This is a genomic window from Methylobacterium sp. E-066, from assembly GCF_022829635.1.
GTDB lineage: Bacteria > Pseudomonadota > Alphaproteobacteria > Rhizobiales > Beijerinckiaceae > Methylobacterium.
Genome location: NZ_JAKSYO010000125.1, coordinates 1 through 17,770, shown reverse-complemented (window position 1 = coordinate 17,770; position 17,770 = coordinate 1). Strand labels below are relative to the sequence as shown.

The window sequence follows — 17,770 nt, the reverse complement described above, 5'->3', positions numbered from 1 at the left end:
CGGCGCTCACGGCTCGGCTCCGTAGCCGACCAGAAACAGCCCCAGGCGATCGGCCTCGGTGGCGGTGGCGACGCGATCGATCACCAGGGTGCCGCCGGCCTCCAGCGCCAGGCCGACGCAGCCCGCGGCGGCGGCGTTGCGCACCGTCCGGGGGCCGATGGCCGGCAGGTCGATGCGCAGATCCTGGCCGACCTTCGGTGCCTTCACCAGCACGGTCGCGGGCAGCGCCCGCCCCCGCCCGAACGGCTTGCGCCCGAGCGCCCGGGCGCGGGCGAGCATGCGGTCGGTGCCCTCAGGCCCCTCGACGGCGATCACCCGCTCCCCCGAGACCGCCACCGCCTGCCCGAGATCGTAGGGCGAGAGCGCATCGAGCACCCCGCGCCCGGTGCGGATCGATGTATCGGCGTCCGCATCGGGACCGAGGCGGCCGAGCCGGCCCTCCGCGCAGAGCAGGTCCGGGGCGGCCTCGTGGACGCCCAGCACCCGATGCCCCTCCTCCTCGACAAGGGCGAGGGCGGCGCGCAGCAGCCGGTCGTCGCCGCCGCCGGCGATCGCCCGCAGGGTCTCGCGGTTGCGCAAAGCCGCGCCGGCATTGAGCAGCGCAGCCGGGCTCGGCCGGGAGACCCCGCCGGCCGGCACCATCACGGCCGGGCCCCAGGCGCGGAGCAGCTTGAGGATCGCGGCGAGGTCGAGTAGGTCGACGGTGGCATCGGCCCGGGCACGCAGGGACCGATCGGTGAAGCCGCGGAGCGCAATCAGCCGGAACGGCCGGTGCGTCCGGGTCAGCGACTCGGCGACGAGCTCCGGCAGCCGGCCGGCGCCGGCGATCAGGACGAGCGTGCCCTCGGGCAGCGGAGCGGCCTCGGCCATGCGGGCAGGCTCAGGCCGCCCCGATCGGGACCGGAAGCTCGCGCGGCGTGCAGATCGAGCGCTTGCCGCCGGCGCGGATGAAGGCGAGGATCTCGGCCACGGCGGTGTGGGACTCGAAGGTCGCGGCCACGTCCTCGACCCGCTCCATCAGCGTGCCCTCGGGGGCGAACAGCAGGCGGTAGGCCCGCCGGAGGGCGTGGATGTCCTCTCGGGCAAAGCCCCGGCGCTGCAGGCCGATGATGTTGAGCCCCGAAAGATACGCACGGTTGCCGAGCACCATGCCGTAGGGGATGCAGTCGTTCTCCAGCCCCGACAGGCCGCCGACGAAGGCGTGCGCCCCGACCCGGGCGAACTGGATCACCGCGGCGCCGCCGCCCAGGATCGCGTAATCGCCGACGCTGCAATGGCCGGCCAGCATCACGTTGTTGGAGAAGATGACGTGGTCGCCGACCCGACAATCGTGGCCGACATGGGAGTTCGCCAGGAAGGTGCAGTGATCGCCGACCGTCGTCTCGAGGCCGCCCCCGCTGGTGCCGGGGTTCATGGTCACGCCCTCGCGGATCAGGCAATCGGACCCGATCGTCAGCGTCGAGGCCTCGCCCCGGTATTTCAGATCCTGCGGCTGGTGGCCGATGGAGGCGAAGGGGAAGATCCGGGTGCGGGGGCCGATCGTGGTGCGGCCAGCCAGGACCACGTGGCTGAGGAGCTCGCAGCCCTCGCCCAGCACGACCTCAGGCCCGACATGGCAGAACGGGCCGATCCGCACGCCCTCGCCGATCGCGGCGCCGGATTCGATCACGGCGCTCGGGTGGATCAGGGCGTCGCTCACTCCGTCACCAGCATGGCGCCGATCTCGGCCTCCGCCACCAGCACGCCGTCGACCCGGGCCTCGCCGCGGAACCACCACATGGTCCGGCGGTGGTTCATCTTCTTCATGTGGAAGCGCACCTGGTCGCCGGGGGTGACCGGCTTGCGGAACTTGCACTTGTCGATGGTCATGAAGAACACCTGCTTGGTGCGCAGCTCGTCCGTCCGGATGTGACGGCAGCAGATCGCGCCGGCGGTCTGGGCCATGCCCTCGATCAGCAGCACCCCGGGGAAGACCGGCATCCCGGGGAAATGCCCCATGAATTGCGGCTCGTTGGCGGTGACGTTCTTGATGCCGACGCAGGATTCATCGCGATCGATCTCGACGATGCGGTCGATCATCAGGAACGGGTAGCGGTGCGGCAGCAGTTCCAGCAGCGTCTGGATGTCGGCTGTGCCCAGTTCCTCGTTGGTTTCGCGTGCCGCCTCGCTCATCGAATCCCGTACCTCGAGTCACCGCCATCGGGCGGACCGATATCCGCCCCCCATGACGGGCGGACGCCCTCTTCGGAAGAAATCGGCGGAGATGCAAGGGTTTCCGGGATGGCCGGCCGATATCACCCGGCGTCGGGAGCCGGATCCTTCTCCGGATCCTTGCCTGAGCGCTCGGCCAGCCGCGCCAGCGTCGTCAGCTCGCGGAACCACGCCCGCACCGGCTTGGCCGGCGTGCCGCCCCAGCGGCTGCCCGGCGGGACGTCGCGGTTGACGTTGGACGAGCCGGCGATCTGCGCGCCGCGGCCGATGCGCAGGTGGCCGACCACGCCGACCTGGCCGCCGAGCACCACGTAGTCTTCCAGCGTGGTCGAGCCCGAGATGCCGACCCCGGAGACGATCACGCAATGGCGGCCGATGACGACATTGTGGGCGATCTGAACGAGGTTATCGATCTTGGTGCCCTCGCCGATCACCGTATCGCGCGAGGCACCCCGGTCGATCGTCGTGTTGGCGCCGATCTCGACATCGTCCTGGACGATCACCCGGCCGATCTGCGGCACCTTGAGATGGGTCGCGCCCATAGCGAAGCCGAAGCCGTCCTGGCCGAGGCGGGCACCCGGATGCAGGATCACCCGGTTGCCGACGAGCGCGTGGCTCAAGGTCGTGCCGGCGCCGATGGAGCAGTCGCGCCCGATCCGGACGCCCGGGCCGATCACCGCGTTCGGGCCGATGACGCTGCCGGACCCGATCTCGACGCCGGGGCCGATCACCGCGCCGGGATCGACCGTGACCCCCTCCTCCAGCCGCGCATCCGGGTGGATATGGGCGCCGGGGGCGATGCTGCGGCCGCCGAACTGCGAGCCCGGCCGCATGGCATCCGGGTGCAGGCGCCCGAGCAGGGCGGCGTAGGCCCGGTACGGGTCGCGGGTCACCAGCGCGACGGTGCCGGCCGGGCAGCGCGCCGCGAAGCGCGGGCTCACCAGGCAGGCCCCGGCCCGGGTCAGGGTCAGCGCCTCGCCGTAACGGGCATTATCCATGTAGGCGAGGTGGTGCGGCCCGGCACTCTCGAGGGGCGCGGCGCCGGTGAGCCGGTATTCCGGGTCCGCGCCCTCGGGCAGGGCTACGCCAGCGGCGGCGGCGACGTCGGCCAGGGTAAGGGAGCCGGTCGCAGCGAAAAAATCGAGATCTGACATGCGTGACAACGCGCCGGCCGGAGAAATCCGGCCGGCGCGCCTGGATTTTATCAGAACCGCGAGCCGCCCGAGAAGCGGAACGCCTGGGTCTGATCCTTGCCGATATGGCCGACCTTGCCGAGCAGCGGCACGTAGACCGACTGGCCCTCGTCCTTGGTCAGGGCGTAGGCGTAGTCGAAGCGGATCGGGCCGAGCGGCGAGTTCCACAGGATGGACGCGCCGATCGAGGAGCGGATCGCGGCCGTGTCGCGGACGTTCACGCATTCCGGCTCGACGCCGATGTTGAACGCGGAGAAGTTGCACTTCCCGGTCTGCGGCGAGATGCCGTTGATGAAGCCGTCGCCGTTCACGTTGAACGACCGCCGGCCGTTATAGCCAAACAGCGTACCGGCATCGGCGAAGACCGCGCCCTTCAGGCCCAGATCCCGTGGGATGAGGGGCAGCGGGAACTGCACTTCGAGGGTGCCGCCGATATAGGTGGAGCCGCCGATGGCGTTGGAGCGGGCGTCGGCGATGCCGACGTCGCGGGGGCCGATGCCGTTGGGCGCGAAGCCGCGGACCAGCGACGGGCCGAGGAAGAACTCGTCGGTGACGCGCAGCGGCTTGCCGTCGATGGCGTTGATGTGGCCGCCCTGGAACCGGACGAAGCCGATCACGTCCTCGAACAGCTCCTTGTAGTAGCGCGCATCCGCGGTGACGCGGAAGAACTTCGAGTCGCCGCCCAGGCCGGCCACGTCGGGCTTCAGCTCGGCGTAGAGGCCGTTGCGCGGCGCCCCGACCACGTCGAGGGTCGAGTAGGCGAGCGTCAGGCCGGCCAGCGAGGTCAGCGTGTTGCCCTGCGAGCCCTTGATGGCGATCGAAGCTTCGCCGTCATACGCGCAGTTCGGGTAGAGCGCCTGGCCACCGATGTCGCGGCCGCTGTTCGGATCGATCGTTCCGGGCTGGTAACGGGCTGTGTAGCCCGGGATCGGCGTCGAGCAGTCGTTGTACGGCCGCTTGAGGGTGTTCGGGACCTTCAGCTCGGTGTTGTACAGCGAGTAGCGCAGGGTGATGCCGAACTCCTCGGTGATCGGCAGGCCGAGGCGCAGCTGGCCGCCATACACCGTGGTCTCGTAGCGCGAGTACCGGGTCAGGTCGGAGTACTTGTAGAAGGCGTCGAAGCCGGCGGCGAGCCGGTAGCCGAGGAAGTACGGCTCGGTGAACGAGAAGTCGACGCCGCGCGAGTACTGGCCGCCGGTGCCGGCGAGGCGGACATACTGGCCGCGGCCGAGGAAGTTCGACTCGGAGACCGAGACCTCGCCGATGATGCCGTCCTGGGTGGAGTAGCCGCCCGCCACCGAGAACGAACCCGTGGGCTGATCCTCGACATCGATGTTGATGACCACGCGGTCGGCCGCTGAACCGGGCTCGTTGGAGAACCGGACCTTCTTGAAGAAGCCGAGGCCGTTCAGGCGCCGCTCGGCCCGGTCGGTCAGCACGCGGTTGTAGGCGTCGCCTTCCGCGATATCGAGCTCGCGGCGGATGACGTAGTCGCGGGTGCGGGTGTTGCCGCGGATGTTGATGCGCTCGACGTAGACGTGCGGGCCGTCCTCGACCACGAAGCCCAGGGAGACCTGGTGGGTCGCCGGATCACGCTGGCCGGTCGGGCGGACCTGCGCGAACGGGTAGCCGGCGCGGTTGACCTCGCGGGTGACGTTGTTGAGCGTCCGCTCCACGTCGTCGGCGTTGTAGACGTCGCCCACCGCGGCAGTGATGTTGCCGTCGAGCTTGGCGGTGTCGATGCCGGGCAGGCGGGAATCCACCGCCACCGCGCCGACCTTGTACTGCTCGCCCTCGTTCACCGTGACGGTGATGACGTAGCCCGAGCTGTCGCCCTCGACGTAGCGGGCGTCGGCGCTGACCACCTGGAAGTCAGCGTAGCCGTTCTTCAGGTAGTAGCGGCGCACCTGGTCCAGGTCGGTGGTGATGCGGTCGGGATCGTAAACGTCGGAGGTCTTGATGAACGACAGGAAGTTCATCTCGGAGGAGCTCATCAGCCCCTTCAGGGTCCGCTCCGAATAGGCGTTGTTGCCGACGAAGTTGATCGAGATGATGCCGGTCTTGTCGCCCTCGTCGACCTGGTAGATCACGTCGACCCGGCCGTTCGGCAGGTCGACGGTCCGGTAGGTGACCTTGGCGGTGCCGCGGCCGAAGCGCTTGTAGACGTCGCGGATGCGGGCGAGGTCGGCGTTGACGATGGCCTCGCTGTAGGGGCCGCGGGCCTTCGCCTCGACCACGCCCTCGAGCGTGGCCTTTTCGATCTTCTTGTTGCCCTCGAAGACGACCCGGTTGATCAGGTTGTTCTCGCGGACGGTGACCACCGTGCGGCCGCCGGACTGGGCGACCTTCACGTCCGAGAACATGCCGCTGGCGAGCAGGTTGCGCCGGGCCTCCTCGGAGGAGCCGGAGGCGGTTCCCGTCACGTAGGAGCGGATGGTGTCGGCATCGACGCGCTGGTTGCCCTGGACGACGATCTGCTGCGCCTGGGCGGCACCGCTCAGGACCAGGCCCGCACCGGCAGCGACTAGGACGATGGTCTTCCGCACCGACTTACGTCGGGGCTTCCCCGTCAACGACATCATGCAATCGCCCGTTTCTGTTCTGGTCGCGGGGGTTAGCCCGTCACAGGCGGCCGTTGACCGGTCGTCCTGTCACCCTGGTCCAAGCGTGGCTTCAGGTCCAAGCGTAGCTCTTAGCGGGATTCCCCTGCCAAGCAAACGCGCGGGAGGCCATCGTCAGGGGATTTTGGGGGGTCGTGGCCTTCGCGCCACTTAACGGCACGGGCACCGAGTCGGCAAAGCGCCAATCGTGGTGAATGGCTTGTAAATCTTTGCGAGCACGACTGTTTTCGCAAACGTCGATACGAACGTTAACCCTGTTTTAAGCCTCCGCCGGGTCGCCGGCGCGGCGCCTTCTGGGCGCTCTCCTGGCGGTATCGCGGCGGGATTGGGGCACCGATTCCGGTGGAGACCGGAACCGGTACCCGCGCGGGATCCGGGGATCAGGTGTTCCGCCAGGACGCGCCGAGGTTGAGGATGTCGTTCCAGGCGGCGAACAGCATCAGCATCAGCACCAGGGCGAGGCCGATGCGGAAGCCGATCTCCTGGGCGCGCTCGCTGAGCGGGCGGCCGCGGACGACCTCGAAGGCGTAGAACAGCAGGTGCCCGCCATCGAGCAGCGGCACCGGGAACAGGTTCAAGAGACCGATCGAGACCGAGAGCAGCGCGATCAGGCCGACCAGCCCGCCAACCCCGCCGTTCTTGGCGACCTCGCCCGAGACCCGGGCGATGCCGATCGGACCCGAGAGCTGGTCGGCGGATTCGCGCCCCGTAGCGAGCTTGCTCAGGTAGGAGAAGGTCCGCTCGACCACGAAATAGGTTTCGCGCACGCCGAGATCGAGGGAGTCGAAAGCGCCGTACCGAACGAGCCGCGCCTCCGAGCCCGCAGGCGAGCGGATGCCGAGCCGGCCGATCCGGTGGCGGCCGAAGGGCGTCTTCTCCTCGTAGGTGGCCGGGGTCGCCTGAATGGTAATCGGCTGCTCAGCCCGCTCCACCGTGAAGGTCAGGGGCGTGCCGGCGCTGCCGGTCACGGTGCGGTACATGGCGTTGAAGTCGCCGATCTTCTCGCCGTCGATGGCGGTGATCACGTCGCCCGGCTGGAAGCCGGCCTGGGCGGCGACGCTGCCGGGCTCCACCGAGGAGACCCGGGCCGGCAGCTCGTAGCGGCCGGCGAGCCAGATCGCGCCGGCGAACAGCAGGATCGCCAGCAGGAAGTTCGCCACCGGCCCGGCAGCGACGATCGCGGCGCGCTTGGCCACGGGCTGGGTCGGGAAGCTGATCGCCCGCTCCTGCGGGGACATCCGGGCGATCGCCTCAGGATCCGGGACGCTCGCGCCGTTCACGTCGCCGTGGAACTTGACGTAGCCGCCGAGCGGGATGGCGCAGAGCTTCCAGCGGGTGCCGCGGCGGTCGTTGAAGCCGAACAGCTCCGGGCCGAAGCCGAGGGAGAAGGCGTGCACGCCGACCCCGCACCAGCGCCCGACCAGGAAGTGGCCCATCTCGTGGACGAAGACCACGACCGTGAGCACGAACAGGAACGGGATCACGGCCCCGAAGAAGCCGCCGGCGGTCCCGCCCATCGCGTTGAGGAAGTCCATGAGCCGATCCCTGGCCGTCTCTGCGCCGGCTTCTCAGGCCGGCCATCGGGCCGGTTTAGCAGATCGATGCGGCTTACCGCCAACGCAATCCGCCGCGGCTGGCGCGGGTGTTCGCGTGGGTCCCCTCTCCCTGCGCGCGGGGAGAGGCCCGCACGGACCTCGTCGTCCGTGCGGGAAGCGCAGGCGAAGCCGGAGCGGCGGTGAGGGGGGCGGGTCAGGAAGTGGCTCATCCCGAACCACCCCCTCACCCTCGGCTGCCGCCTTGCTCCGGCGACGACAAGGTCGCCGGAGCCCTCTCCCCGCAAGCGGGGCGAGGGGTTCCCCGCTCGCACGCCACAGCTAAAGCTTAGGCTGTCGCTCCCTAAAAAAACGATCCCCGCTATCCTCACTCTGCGAAGCCCATCACCACCCTGGAAACCGTCAGTGCCCCCCGCCCCCACCGGCGGCCGCGCGGGGGCGGCGGATCAGCGGCACGGCGCAGGCCATCGCCAGGAACAGCACGGTGAGCGCCAAGAACACGTCCTCGAAGGCCATGACCAGCCCCTGGATCCGCACCGTGTTGGTCATAGCCTTGAGCGCCATGCCGGAAGCGGCGCTGCCGTAGGAGTCGAAGCCGCGCTGCATCGTGTCAAGGCGTTCGAGCGCGGTGCTGTTGGCCCAGGTGAAGCGCTCGTGCAGCCGGGCGAGGTGCAGGTCCCAGCGGGCGTTGAGCACGGTGTTGATCAGCGCCAGGCCGACGGCGCCGCCGAGGTTGCGGGTGAGGTTGTAGAGGCCGGAGGCGTTCTTCATCCGGGCCGGCGACAGGGTGCCGAGGGCGATGTTGTTGATCGGGATCATGCAAAGCATCAGCGAGCAGCCGCGCAAGATCTGAGGCCAGAGCAGCTCCCAGAAATCCCAATCCTTGGTGAGCCCGGTGACGATCCAGGTGCCGCAGGCGAAGCCGACGAAGCCCACGCCCATCATGATCCGGGGATCGACCTTGCCGGAGAGCCGGCCGGCGATCGGGGCGGTGGCGAACATGCACAACCCTGAGACGAACATGGTCTCGCCGATCATCAGCGCCGAGTAGCCGCGCACCCGGGCGAGATAGACCGGGTAGATGTAGGTCAGGCCGTAAAGCCCGATGCCGAGCACGAAGCTCGCGACGCAGCCGCTGGCGAAGTTGCGGTCGGAGAAGGCCCGCAGGTCGACGATCGGCTGCTTCGCCGTGAAGACGCGCCAGAAGAACAGCAGCCCCGAGACCCCGCCGATGATCGCGCAGGTGAAGACCGCTTCGTCCTGCAGCCAGTCGTGGTTCGGCCCCTCCTCGAGGACGTATTCGAGGCAGCCTAGGAACCCTGCCATGAAGGCTAGGCCGGCCCAGTCGAACGACTTCAGCAGGTCGTAATTGGGCTTGTCGAAGTCGATCAGGATCCAAGTCGAGATCGTCACCGCGATGCCAGGCACGACGTTGATCAGGAACAGCCAGTGCCACGACATCAGGTCGGTGAGGTAGCCGCCGATCGTCGGGCCGATGGTCGGCGCGAGCGTCGCCACGAGGCCGATCACCGGCGACACGATGGTGCGCTTCGATGGCGGGAAGATCGTGAACGCCGCGGCGAACACCGTCGGGATCATGCCGCCGCCGATAAAACCCTGCGCGGCCCGCCAGACGATCATCTCGGAGATCGACGAGGAGGTCGCGCACATCACGCTCATCAGCGTGAAGCCGCCCGCCGAGATCGCGAACATCCAGCGGGTCGAGAGCACCCGCGAAAGGGTGCCCGACAGCGGGATCGAGATGACCTCGGCGATCAGGTAGCTGGTCTGGACCCAGGGGATCTCGTCCCCGGAGGCCGAGAGGCCGGCCTGGATCTCGTTGAGGGAGGCCGAGACGATCTGGATATCCAGGATCGCCATGAACATCCCGAACACCATGCAGAAGAACGCCACCATGCGGCGGCGGTCCATCGGCGGCTCGGCGGCCGGGGCTCCGGCCGAGATGGCGGCGGTGGCGGCCACGGGCGGGCTCAGCGGCTCGCGGCGTTGAAGCGCCCGTCCTCGGCGTGGTCGAGGACCGAACGATCAGTGCCCGCCCGGGTATCCACCCGCACTTCCACCGAGAGGCCGGGCCGCAGCAGGCCCTCGCGGGCGACGGCCTCGGGCACCCGCACCCGCACCGGCAGGCGCTGCACGATCTTGGTGAAGTTGCCGGTGGCGTTGTCCGGCGGCAGCAGGCTGAACACCGAGCCCGAGGCCGGCGAGAACGATTCGACGACGCCCTCGATCTCGCGATCGGGATAGGCGTCCACGGTCACGAGCACCGGCTGGCCCGGGCGCATGCGCTGGACCTGCGTCTCCTTGAAGTTCGCATCGATGCGCACACTCTGGAGCGGCACCAGGGCGGCGACCCGGGTGCCCGGCGCCACGTAGGCCCCGGCCTCGACCGCCTTGTTGCCGATCACGCCATCGAAGGGCGCGCGGATCACCGTGAAATCGAGGTCGCGCCGGGCGCGGTCGACGGCGGTGCGCAGCTCGGCCGAGAGGCGCTCGGCCTCGCGCTTCTGGGCCTGGAGTACGTCGACATTGGCGCGGGCCGCCAGGAGTCCGGCCTCCATGCCCTTCACCGAGGCCTCGGTGCGGTCCCGGTCGGCGCGGGCCTGGTCGATCCGCGATTTGGCGACATAATCCGCCTGCATCTGGGTCGCCCGGGCGAAATCCGCCTGCGCGCGCACGGCATCGGCGCGGGCGGCGTCGATCTGCGCGGCGGCCTGGGCGACCTGCGCCTGCGCGGCCTCGACCTGCCGGGCGATCCGCACGATCGTGCTCTCCTGCGTGGCGAGCTTGTCCTGCGCGGCCTGGAGCGCGAGGCGGTAATCGCCGTCGTCGAGCTTGGCGATCACGTCGCCCTTCTTGACCGAGATGCCGTTCACCACCGGCACGGATTCCAGGTAGCCGGAGACCTTGGCGGCCAGGATCGAGATGTCGGCCTGCACGTAGGCGTCGTCGGTCGAGACGAAGAACCGCCCGACGCTCCACCAGTGCCAGCCCTCATAGACGCAGCCGCCGAGAGCCGTCGCCAGGAAGCCGAGCAGCAGCATCCGCCTGAGCGGGCGTTTTCGGGCCGGGCCGGCTTCCGGCACCGCAGCGGGAGGTATCTCGGCGCCACTCGGTTGGACCGGGGCCGGAGCCGGACCCTCGGCCCGCTCCTCATCCCTGCGTTCGATGCCGGAAGCGGACCGGTCGTCATCCTCGCGAAGGGACATCACAGCGCCTCTGACCTAATGACCGAACCGTTCGGTCAACGGCTGGGACGCGCCTTGACGCGCGTCGGGAGAGGTCTCAGATTAGATTGACCGAACGGTTCGGTCAAGCAAAGCGGCGTCTCGGACGCGGAGTCGGGTGATGGATCAAGGCGCGGTGCTGGAGCGGGAGCCGTCGCCGATCGAGGGCGACAAGCGGCGGCAGATCCTCGACGGCGCGCGGACCGTGTTCCTGTCCGCGGGGTTCGACGGGGCCAGCATGGGCGAGATCGCCCGGGCGGCGGGCGTCTCCAAGGGCACGCTCTACGTCTATTTCGACAGCAAGGAAGATCTGTTCGAGGCGCTGATCATTCAGGAGAAGCGCGGGCTGGCCGAGGCCCTGTTCACCCTCGACGCGGAGGATCTCGACGTGCCGGCGGTGCTGACGCAGCTCGGCACGCGCTTCCTGACCGAGATGGGCCGGCCGGAGCACGTCGCGGTGGTCCGCATGGTGATCGGCGCCTGCGAAAAGTTTCCGCGCTTCGGGCAGGCCTTCTACGAGGCCGGTCCGGCCAGCGGCGTAGCGCGGCTGTCGGCCTATCTCGACGCCCAGGTGCAGGGCGGACGCCTGCGGATCGCCGACATCGAACTGGCGGCCCGGCACTTCCTGCATCTCTGCCAGGCGGGCCAGATGACGCGCCTGCTGTTCGCGGCAGGCGACGGCGCGAGCGACGCCGAGATACGCTATCTGGTCGGCAACGCGGTGCGGGTGTTCTTGGCCGGGTACGGACCGGAGAGCTGAATCCTCAGCCGGCCGCGCGCAGCTCCGGCAGGGCCTCGGCGCTCCAGACCCGGACATGGGCGTCGATGGCCAGCGCCTCGTCGACGTCAGCCGGGGCGGTCCGGTACTGTCCGGCGAAGTGCTCGCATGCGCGCTCGACCAGGTCGCTGATCCCGTAGAAGCCGATGCGGCCGGCGATGAAGGCGGCCACCGCCACCTCGTTGGCCGCGTTCATCACGGTGGGCGCCGCGCCGCCGGCGGCGAGGGCCGCCCGGCCGATCCGCAGGCACGGGAAGCGTTCCTCGTCCGCCGCCTCGAAGGTCAGCGCACCGAGCTTCACCAGGTCCAGCGGCCGGCCCCGGGCGATGGTCAGGCGGTCGCCGAGGCCGAGGCAATGCGAGATCGGCACGCGCATGTCGGGAAGCGCCAGCTCCGCGGTCACGGCGCCGTCGAGCCAGTAGACCAGACCGTGGATCACCGATTGCGGGTGCACGACCACGTCCAGGCGCTCGGGCTCGATGCCGAACAGGTGGTGCGCCTCGATCAGCTCAAGCCCCTTGTTCATCAGGCTGGCCGAATCGATGTTGATCTTCATGCCCATCGACCAGGTCGGATGGGCTGCGGCCTCGGCCGCGGAGGCGGCGGCGATCCGCTCGCGGGTCCAGGTCCGGAACGGGCCGCCCGAGGCCGTGATCATCAGGGTGCGGACATCGGCGAGCGGCCGGCCGGCGAGCGCCTGGCTGAGCGCGTCGTGCTCGGAATCCATTGGCAGGATCGTGGCACCGTAGCGGGCGGCGTCGCGCATGAAGGCGTCGCCGGCGCAAACCAGGCTCTCCTTGTTGGCGAGCGCCACCCTGCGGCCGAGCCGGAGCGCAGCGTGGGTGGATTTCAGCCCGGCCGCGCCGCTCACCGCGGCGACCACGATGTCGGCGTCGCGGGCCACCGCCTCCATGACGGCGCCCTCCCCGGCCCCGTTGGCGATACCGCTGCCCGAGAGCGCCTCGGCGAGGGCCGGGCCGGCGGTCTCGTCGGCGAGCGCCGCGAAGGTGGCGCCGAGCTCACGGGCGACCTTGGCCAACGCGACCGCATCGCGCCCGCCGACCACGGCGCCGGTGCGGAAGCGGTCCGGGTGCTGGGCCAGCAGGTCGGCGGTGGAGCGGCCGATCGAGCCGGTGGCGCCGAAGACGGTGACGATCTGGGTCACGGGTGAAACTCCCTCATCGTCATGGGGTCAGAGTCATGGGATCAGACCGCTTCCGCGCAGGGCGAGATAGAGCCCGGCCAACACGGCCACCGCGAAAAATCCATCGAGCCGATCCATGACGCCGCCATGGCCGGGGATGATCTTGCCCGAATCCTTCACCCCGTAGCGGCGCTTCAGGCCGGATTCGACGAGGTCGCCGGCCTGGCTCAGCACGGAGGCCAGGGCGCTGACGCCTGCCACCACCGGCAGGGAGGCGGCGCTCGGCAGATCCATCCCGGCGAGGTCGGCGGCCACCGCCACCAGCGAGCCCGCCGCGACCGCCCCGATCAGGCCGCCGATGGCCCCCGACCAGGTCTTGTTGGGCGAGACCCGGGGCATCAGCTTCGGGCCGCCGATCTTGCGGCCGGCGAAGTAGGCAGCGATGTCGGTGGACCAGACCACGGCGAACATCCAGGCCGGGCCGACCAGGCCGATCCCGGGATCGTCGCGCAGGGCCACCGGCACCGAGGCGATGGCCGCCGCCCCGAGCACGCCGGCGAATGCCCGCACCCGGCCGGAGCCGGTGCGCGCCACCGTGGCGCAGGCCGCGGCCCCGAGGAGCAGCACGGCGAGGCAGGCGAGCGCCGGGGCGCCCCCACGCTGGCAGAGCAGCAGAGCGCCAAGCGTCGCCGCGCCCAGCGCGATCAGCACCTCGCGCGGCTCGGTCCGGCTCATCACCATCCATTCGGCGAAGCCGATGATCCCGGCGGCGAGCCAGATCCCGGCGAAGGGCCAACCGCCAGTGACCAGGGCCGCGAGGATCGCGGGGGCGAGCACGACGCCCGAGGCGACGCGCAGCCAGAGCTCGCGCCGCCCGGAGGGGCGCGCGGCCGGTGTGGCAGCGGAGGTCACGCGCGTCTCAGCCGGTGCCTCAGACGTGCATGATCTCCTTCTCCTTCGAGGCCAGCACGCCGTCGATCTCGGCGATGAACTGGTCGGTCGCCTTCTGCACGTCGGCGGCCTGGCGCTTCTCGTCGTCCTCCGAGATGGCGCTGTCCTTGAGGAGCTTCTTGAGGTGGTCGAGCCCGTCCCGGCGGACGTGGCGCACGGCCACGCGCGCCTCCTCGGTGTACTTGTGGGCGACCTTGACCATCTCCTTGCGGCGCTGCTCGTTCATCTCGGGGATGCGCAGCCGGATGGTCTGGCCCTCGGTCTGCGGGTTGAGGCCGAGATCGGATTCGCGGATCGCCTTCTCGACGGCGGTGACCATGCTGCGGTCCCAGACCGAGATCGACAGGAGCCGGGGCTCGGGCACGCTCACGGTGGCGACCTGCGCCATCGGCATCGACGAGCCGTAGGCATCGACCTGGATCGGATCGACCAGCGAGGGGGTGGCCCGCCCGGTCCGCAGGGATCCGAGATCCTTGGAGAGCGACGCGACCGCGCCCTGCATGCGGCGCTTGATGTCGTTGAGGTCGAATTCCGGTGTGGCCATGGTGGTCGTCCCGACACGTCTGACGTTGTCTTCTCGCCCGGCAGGGGCAGTCGCGGCCTCAATGGCCGAATTTTGCCGGTGCCGCAAACCTCTGGAGCATCGTCCCGAAAGGTGGCCGCCGGCTTTCGGAAGAAGACGATGCGAATCGAGAGGCGCGCGCAGCGTGCGGTTACGGCGCCACGAGGGTCGAGGGCGCCTCGCCGGACAGGATCTTGGCGATCGAGCTCGGCTGATGCAGGGAGCCGACGACGATCGACAGTCGGCTCTCGCGGGCGAGCGCGAAGGCGGCGGTGTCCATCACCTTGAGGTCGCGGGCGATCGCCTCGTCATGGGTCAGCCGGTCGTAGCGGGTGGCGCTCGGATTCGTCTTGGGATCGGCCGAATAGACGCCGTCCACCTGCGTGGCCTTGAGCACGGCGTCGCAGCGCAGCTCGGCGGCGCGCAGCACCGCGGCGGTGTCGGTGGTGAAGAACGGGTTGCCGGTGCCGCCGGCCAGAACCACCACCTGGCCCTTGTCGAGATGGTGCAGGGCCGGCTGGCGGGCATAGGTCTCGCAGATCGTCGGCATCGACACCGCCGACATGGTCCTGGCCGGGACGCCCGCGGCGTTGAGCGCGGTCTCGATCGCCAGCGAGTTCATCACGGTGGCCATCATGCCCAGGGAATCACCGGTGGCGCGGTCGATCCAGCCGGCCGCCGAGATGCGGGCGCCGCGGATCATGTTGCCGCCGCCGACCACGATGGCGATCTCGGCCCCGGACTCGATGGTGCGGGCGATGTCCTCGGCGAGCGCCGCCAGGGTCGGCGGATGGAGCCAGTAGCCGTCCGGGGCGGCCAGAGCCTCGCCCGACAGCTTGAGGAGGATACGGCGAAACGGCGTCGCTTCCGGCATCTTGATCTCCGGCTCCATACCGCATCACCCGAACCCGCGAGGCTTCTACGTCAGCCGCGGGAGCGACGTCGAGGGGCGGGCGCCGATCCGGGCGGGGATCGCGGGGACGATTCGCCACCGACATGCGATCGACGTGCAGCTTTGGCAGAGGAGCTAGGCTCGTCATCGGGATGGATGCCCGAATCCATGCGCATCGCTCTGGTCATCAACGGCGCCTCCGGGGCGGTGGCGTCGGGCACGACGCCGGAGGCGATCCGGGAGAAGCTGGTCGCGGCCGGGATCGAGCCCCTGGGCGAGGCCGACCGGGGGGCGCCCCTGCCGGTGCGGATCGCCGCCGCCGCGTCGGAGCCCGATATCGACGCCCTGGTGGTGGCGGGCGGCGACGGCACCATCGCCTGCGCGGCCGCAGCGCTCATCGGCAAGGCCACGCCCCTCGGCATCCTGCCGCTGGGCACCATGAACTTCCTGGCGCGGGATCTCGGCGTGCCGCTCGATATCGACGGCGCGGTCGCGACTCTGGCCTCCGGAGCCCGGCGCCAGATCGATGTCGGTGAGGTCAATGGCCGCACGTTCCTGATCAACTCCGTGCTCGGCCTGCCGGCCCGGGTGACGCGGCACCGGGAGGCGCATCGCCGGCATCTCGGCCTGCGCACGCTGCTGCGCTGGATCCTGGGGGTGCTGCGCCATCTCGGCCGGTATCCGCGCCTGACCGTGACCGGCACGATCGACGGCGCGGCGCGGACCTGGCGGTTCCGGCTGCTGGCGGTAGTGATCGGTGATTATGTCGAGCGGCCGGGCCGCATGCTGGTGCGGGCGCCGGTCGATGCCGGGCAGCTGACGCTCTACGTCCTGGCGCATCTCTCCCCGTGGCGGACCCTGCGCCTCGCCCTCGGCTTCGCCCTGGGCGACTGGCGGCGCCTGCCGGACATCGAGCGGCTGCCGGTGGCCAACCTGACCATCGCGTCGGAGACCCGGGCGCTGCGGGTCATGAACGACGGCGAGGTGGCGCTGATCCCCGCGCCCCTGCGCTACCGGATCCACCGGCAGGCGCTGACGGTGATCGTGCCTCGGTCGAGCCAGCACACGTGAGACGGATCAGCCATATCTCCGACCTGCATTTCGGCCGCACCGATCCGGCCGTGGTGGAGGCCCTGGTCCACGAGTTGAACGCGGATGCGCCGGACCTGATCGTCGCCTCGGGGGATTTCACCATGGCGGCGCGGCCTTCGGAATTCGCGCAGGCCCGGGCCTTCCTCGACCGCCTGGCGCCCCCCTGGATCGGCGTGCCGGGCAACCACGACATCTCGCCGTTCCGGCTAGTTCAGCGATTCGTGCACCCGTTCACCCGCTACCGGCGCGCCATCGCGGCCGAGACCGAGCCGTGCTTCCAGGATGCCGAGATCGGGATCGTCTGCCTCAACACGGTGCGGCGCTGGGCGCCGGAGCCGGACTGGTCGCACGGCGTGATCCGCCGCAGCCAGATCGAGCGGGCCGAGGCGCGGCTCTCGGCGATGCCGGCCCACCTGTTCAAGATCGTGGTCGGCCACCACCCGTTCCTGCCGCCGCCCTGGGATGAGGAGGCGCGCCTGGTCGGGCGCGCCGACCGGGCCCTGGCGGCGTTTGCCCGGTGCGGTGTCGGCCTGACGCTCGCCGGCCACCTGCATCGGCACTACGCGCGCTATGCGGAAGCGGAAGGATCAATCCCCGAGACGCTGGACCGGGGCTCGATCCGGTCTCGTCCCGGGCGTCTTCTGGCGGTCCAGGCCGGCTCGGCGACCTCGACGCGGCTGCGGGGCAACGAGCCCAACGCCTACAACCGCATCACCATCGCGGAGGGCTGCGCCACCGTCCGGGTCCGGCTGTGGGACGGTGGCGCCTGGGTCGATGCAGCAGCGCCGGCATGACGGAGGTCACGCCGGCGCCTAGGTTCAGCTCCCGGCGAAGAGGCCGACGGAGCCCAGAAGGGTCATGACGAGACCGGAGGCGAACACACCGATCATCAGGTACGAGAAGGATTTCATTGCCATGAGCGTGATGTAGCGCGGCGGTGCCGAACCGGGTGTGCGCTGCAACACGAGGCGGGCGGGATTATGTTTCGCGATGCGGGACTTCGCGTGGACCGGGCCGGAATGATGTTTTCCGACAATGGCTTGCGGCTTCTCAACAGGCTCGGTCGCGGCGCAAACGATTGCTTTGGCGGTGCTGCTGAGTTCGCGAAGCGAAGCCCCCCACCCGCGCGGGCTACGATGTTCACTTGTCAGCTTGTGCAGGCCACGACGCGTCCCCTCTCCCGTGCGGGCTACCAGATTCACACTTCGCGTTTGGGATCACCGTCCGATCGACGGGTATGGCAACTCCAGAACTACCGCGCGCCTTCCCTCCCCCCTCTGCGGGGGAGGGACACGCGCGTGCGTCTGGCCGTCCGCCTGATTCAGCAACGATGTGTGAACATCGTAGCCCGCACGGGAGAGGGGCCCCGCGCTGCATCGTGAGCGGAGTGATCGACACAACCGTCTCGATAAGGCGGGCTCCATCCGACCGGCCGCTCCCATCCAGCCTCCTGCCCCTCGCCCAAGCCGTCGTCGCGGTACAAAAGAAAACCCCGCCCGGCTCGCGCCGGACGGGGTCTCGAAATCGT

General features: G+C 69.8%; 16 protein-coding genes. 3 read left to right on the top strand and 13 right to left on the bottom strand.

The features are described 5' to 3' along the window. Positions 1–6: 6 nt before the first annotated feature. From MKL20_RS18075 to MKL20_RS18040, 8 genes are all read right to left on the bottom strand, one after another. Entirely contained in the window at positions 7–870 is an 864-nt protein-coding gene (locus tag MKL20_RS18075; RefSeq protein WP_244037830.1) for an LpxI family protein, read from the bottom strand. Positions 871–880: 10 nt separating this feature from the next. Next, a complete protein-coding gene (lpxA, locus tag MKL20_RS18070; RefSeq protein WP_244037829.1) occupies positions 881–1,699 on the bottom strand; it encodes an acyl-ACP--UDP-N-acetylglucosamine O-acyltransferase in 819 nt (272 codons plus the stop codon). Further along, entirely contained in the window at positions 1,696–2,172 is a 477-nt protein-coding gene (fabZ, locus tag MKL20_RS18065) for a 3-hydroxyacyl-ACP dehydratase FabZ (RefSeq protein ID WP_244037828.1), read from the bottom strand. The genes lpxA and fabZ overlap by 4 nt, the downstream gene beginning before the upstream one ends. A gap of 122 nt (positions 2,173–2,294) precedes the next feature. Next, positions 2,295–3,365, bottom strand: coding sequence for a UDP-3-O-(3-hydroxymyristoyl)glucosamine N-acyltransferase (gene lpxD, locus MKL20_RS18060; protein ID WP_244037827.1), 1,071 nt, complete (start codon positions 3,363–3,365; stop codon positions 2,295–2,297). A gap of 50 nt (positions 3,366–3,415) precedes the next feature. Beyond that, complete coding sequence (gene bamA / locus MKL20_RS18055) at positions 3,416–5,986, bottom strand: outer membrane protein assembly factor BamA (RefSeq protein WP_244037826.1); 2,571 nt, start codon at positions 5,984–5,986, stop codon at positions 3,416–3,418. A 419-nt stretch (positions 5,987–6,405) separates the two neighbouring features. Then, positions 6,406–7,560 carry a M50 family metallopeptidase gene (locus MKL20_RS18050; RefSeq protein ID WP_243967157.1) on the bottom strand — a complete coding sequence of 385 codons (1,155 nt, stop codon included), beginning with the start codon at positions 7,558–7,560 and terminating at the stop codon, positions 6,406–6,408. Positions 7,561–7,980: 420 nt separating this feature from the next. Further along, a complete protein-coding gene (locus tag MKL20_RS18045) occupies positions 7,981–9,510 on the bottom strand; it encodes a DHA2 family efflux MFS transporter permease subunit (RefSeq protein ID WP_279594841.1) in 1,530 nt (509 codons plus the stop codon). 59 nt (positions 9,511–9,569) lie between these two features. Further along, entirely contained in the window at positions 9,570–10,805 is a 1,236-nt protein-coding gene (locus MKL20_RS18040) for an HlyD family secretion protein (protein WP_244037824.1), read from the bottom strand. A gap of 139 nt (positions 10,806–10,944) precedes the next feature. On the opposite strand from MKL20_RS18040, the gene MKL20_RS18035 reads away from it, so the two are divergent. Next, the gene (locus MKL20_RS18035; protein WP_244037823.1) at positions 10,945–11,583 is read left to right on the top strand and encodes a TetR/AcrR family transcriptional regulator; all 639 of its coding nucleotides are present in this window, start codon (positions 10,945–10,947) and stop codon (positions 11,581–11,583) included. 4 nt (positions 11,584–11,587) lie between these two features. Here the strand turns inward: MKL20_RS18035 and dxr are convergent, their stop codons facing one another. From dxr to pyrH, 4 genes are all read right to left on the bottom strand, one after another. Next, positions 11,588–12,766 carry a 1-deoxy-D-xylulose-5-phosphate reductoisomerase gene (gene dxr / locus MKL20_RS18030; RefSeq protein ID WP_244037822.1) on the bottom strand — a complete coding sequence of 393 codons (1,179 nt, stop codon included), beginning with the start codon at positions 12,764–12,766 and terminating at the stop codon, positions 11,588–11,590. Between the two features lie 33 nt (positions 12,767–12,799). After that, a complete protein-coding gene (locus MKL20_RS18025) occupies positions 12,800–13,657 on the bottom strand; it encodes a phosphatidate cytidylyltransferase (protein ID WP_244037821.1) in 858 nt (285 codons plus the stop codon). A 19-nt stretch (positions 13,658–13,676) separates the two neighbouring features. Continuing rightward, a complete protein-coding gene (frr, locus tag MKL20_RS18020; protein ID WP_244037820.1) occupies positions 13,677–14,240 on the bottom strand; it encodes a ribosome recycling factor in 564 nt (187 codons plus the stop codon). Positions 14,241–14,409: 169 nt separating this feature from the next. Beyond that, on the bottom strand, positions 14,410–15,132 hold the full coding sequence (pyrH, locus tag MKL20_RS18015; protein WP_244037819.1) for a UMP kinase: 723 nt from the start codon (positions 15,130–15,132) through the stop codon (positions 14,410–14,412). Between the two features lie 186 nt (positions 15,133–15,318). On the opposite strand from pyrH, the gene MKL20_RS18010 reads away from it, so the two are divergent. Next, positions 15,319–16,221, top strand: coding sequence for a diacylglycerol/lipid kinase family protein (locus MKL20_RS18010; RefSeq protein ID WP_244037818.1), 903 nt, complete (start codon positions 15,319–15,321; stop codon positions 16,219–16,221). Continuing rightward, positions 16,218–17,036 (top strand): metallophosphoesterase family protein, encoded by an 819-nt coding sequence (locus MKL20_RS18005; protein ID WP_244037817.1) that lies wholly within the window; start codon positions 16,218–16,220, stop codon positions 17,034–17,036. The genes MKL20_RS18010 and MKL20_RS18005 overlap by 4 nt, the downstream gene beginning before the upstream one ends. Positions 17,037–17,060: 24 nt before the next feature. Here MKL20_RS18005 and MKL20_RS18000 read toward each other — a convergent pair whose 3' ends face one another. Further along, positions 17,061–17,444 (bottom strand): hypothetical protein, encoded by a 384-nt coding sequence (locus tag MKL20_RS18000; protein ID WP_244037816.1) that lies wholly within the window; start codon positions 17,442–17,444, stop codon positions 17,061–17,063. Positions 17,445–17,770 lie beyond the last annotated feature (326 nt).

Excerpts from the sequence above, each read along its gene's own strand:
- MKL20_RS18045 (WP_279594841.1), bottom strand. The coding sequence starts at position 9,510 with ATGGACCGCCGCCGCATGGTGGCGTTCTTCTGCATGGTGTTCGGGATG.
- pyrH (WP_244037819.1), bottom strand. The coding sequence starts at position 15,132 with ATGCCGGAAGCGACGCCGTTTCGCCGTATCCTCCTCAAGCTGTCGGGC.
- MKL20_RS18075 (WP_244037830.1), bottom strand. The coding sequence starts at position 870 with ATGGCCGAGGCCGCTCCGCTGCCCGAGGGCACGCTCGTCCTGATCGCC.
- bamA (WP_244037826.1), bottom strand. The coding sequence starts at position 5,986 with ATGATGTCGTTGACGGGGAAGCCCCGACGTAAGTCGGTGCGGAAGACC.
- MKL20_RS18050 (WP_243967157.1), bottom strand. The coding sequence starts at position 7,560 with ATGGACTTCCTCAACGCGATGGGCGGGACCGCCGGCGGCTTCTTCGGG.
- MKL20_RS18035 (WP_244037823.1), top strand. The coding sequence starts at position 10,945 with ATGGATCAAGGCGCGGTGCTGGAGCGGGAGCCGTCGCCGATCGAGGGC.
- MKL20_RS18040 (WP_244037824.1), bottom strand. The coding sequence starts at position 10,805 with ATGTCCCTTCGCGAGGATGACGACCGGTCCGCTTCCGGCATCGAACGC.
- frr (WP_244037820.1), bottom strand. The coding sequence starts at position 14,240 with ATGGCCACACCGGAATTCGACCTCAACGACATCAAGCGCCGCATGCAG.
- lpxD (WP_244037827.1), bottom strand. The coding sequence starts at position 3,365 with ATGTCAGATCTCGATTTTTTCGCTGCGACCGGCTCCCTTACCCTGGCC.
- MKL20_RS18010 (WP_244037818.1), top strand. The coding sequence starts at position 15,319 with ATGCGCATCGCTCTGGTCATCAACGGCGCCTCCGGGGCGGTGGCGTCG.
- fabZ (WP_244037828.1), bottom strand. The coding sequence starts at position 2,172 with ATGAGCGAGGCGGCACGCGAAACCAACGAGGAACTGGGCACAGCCGAC.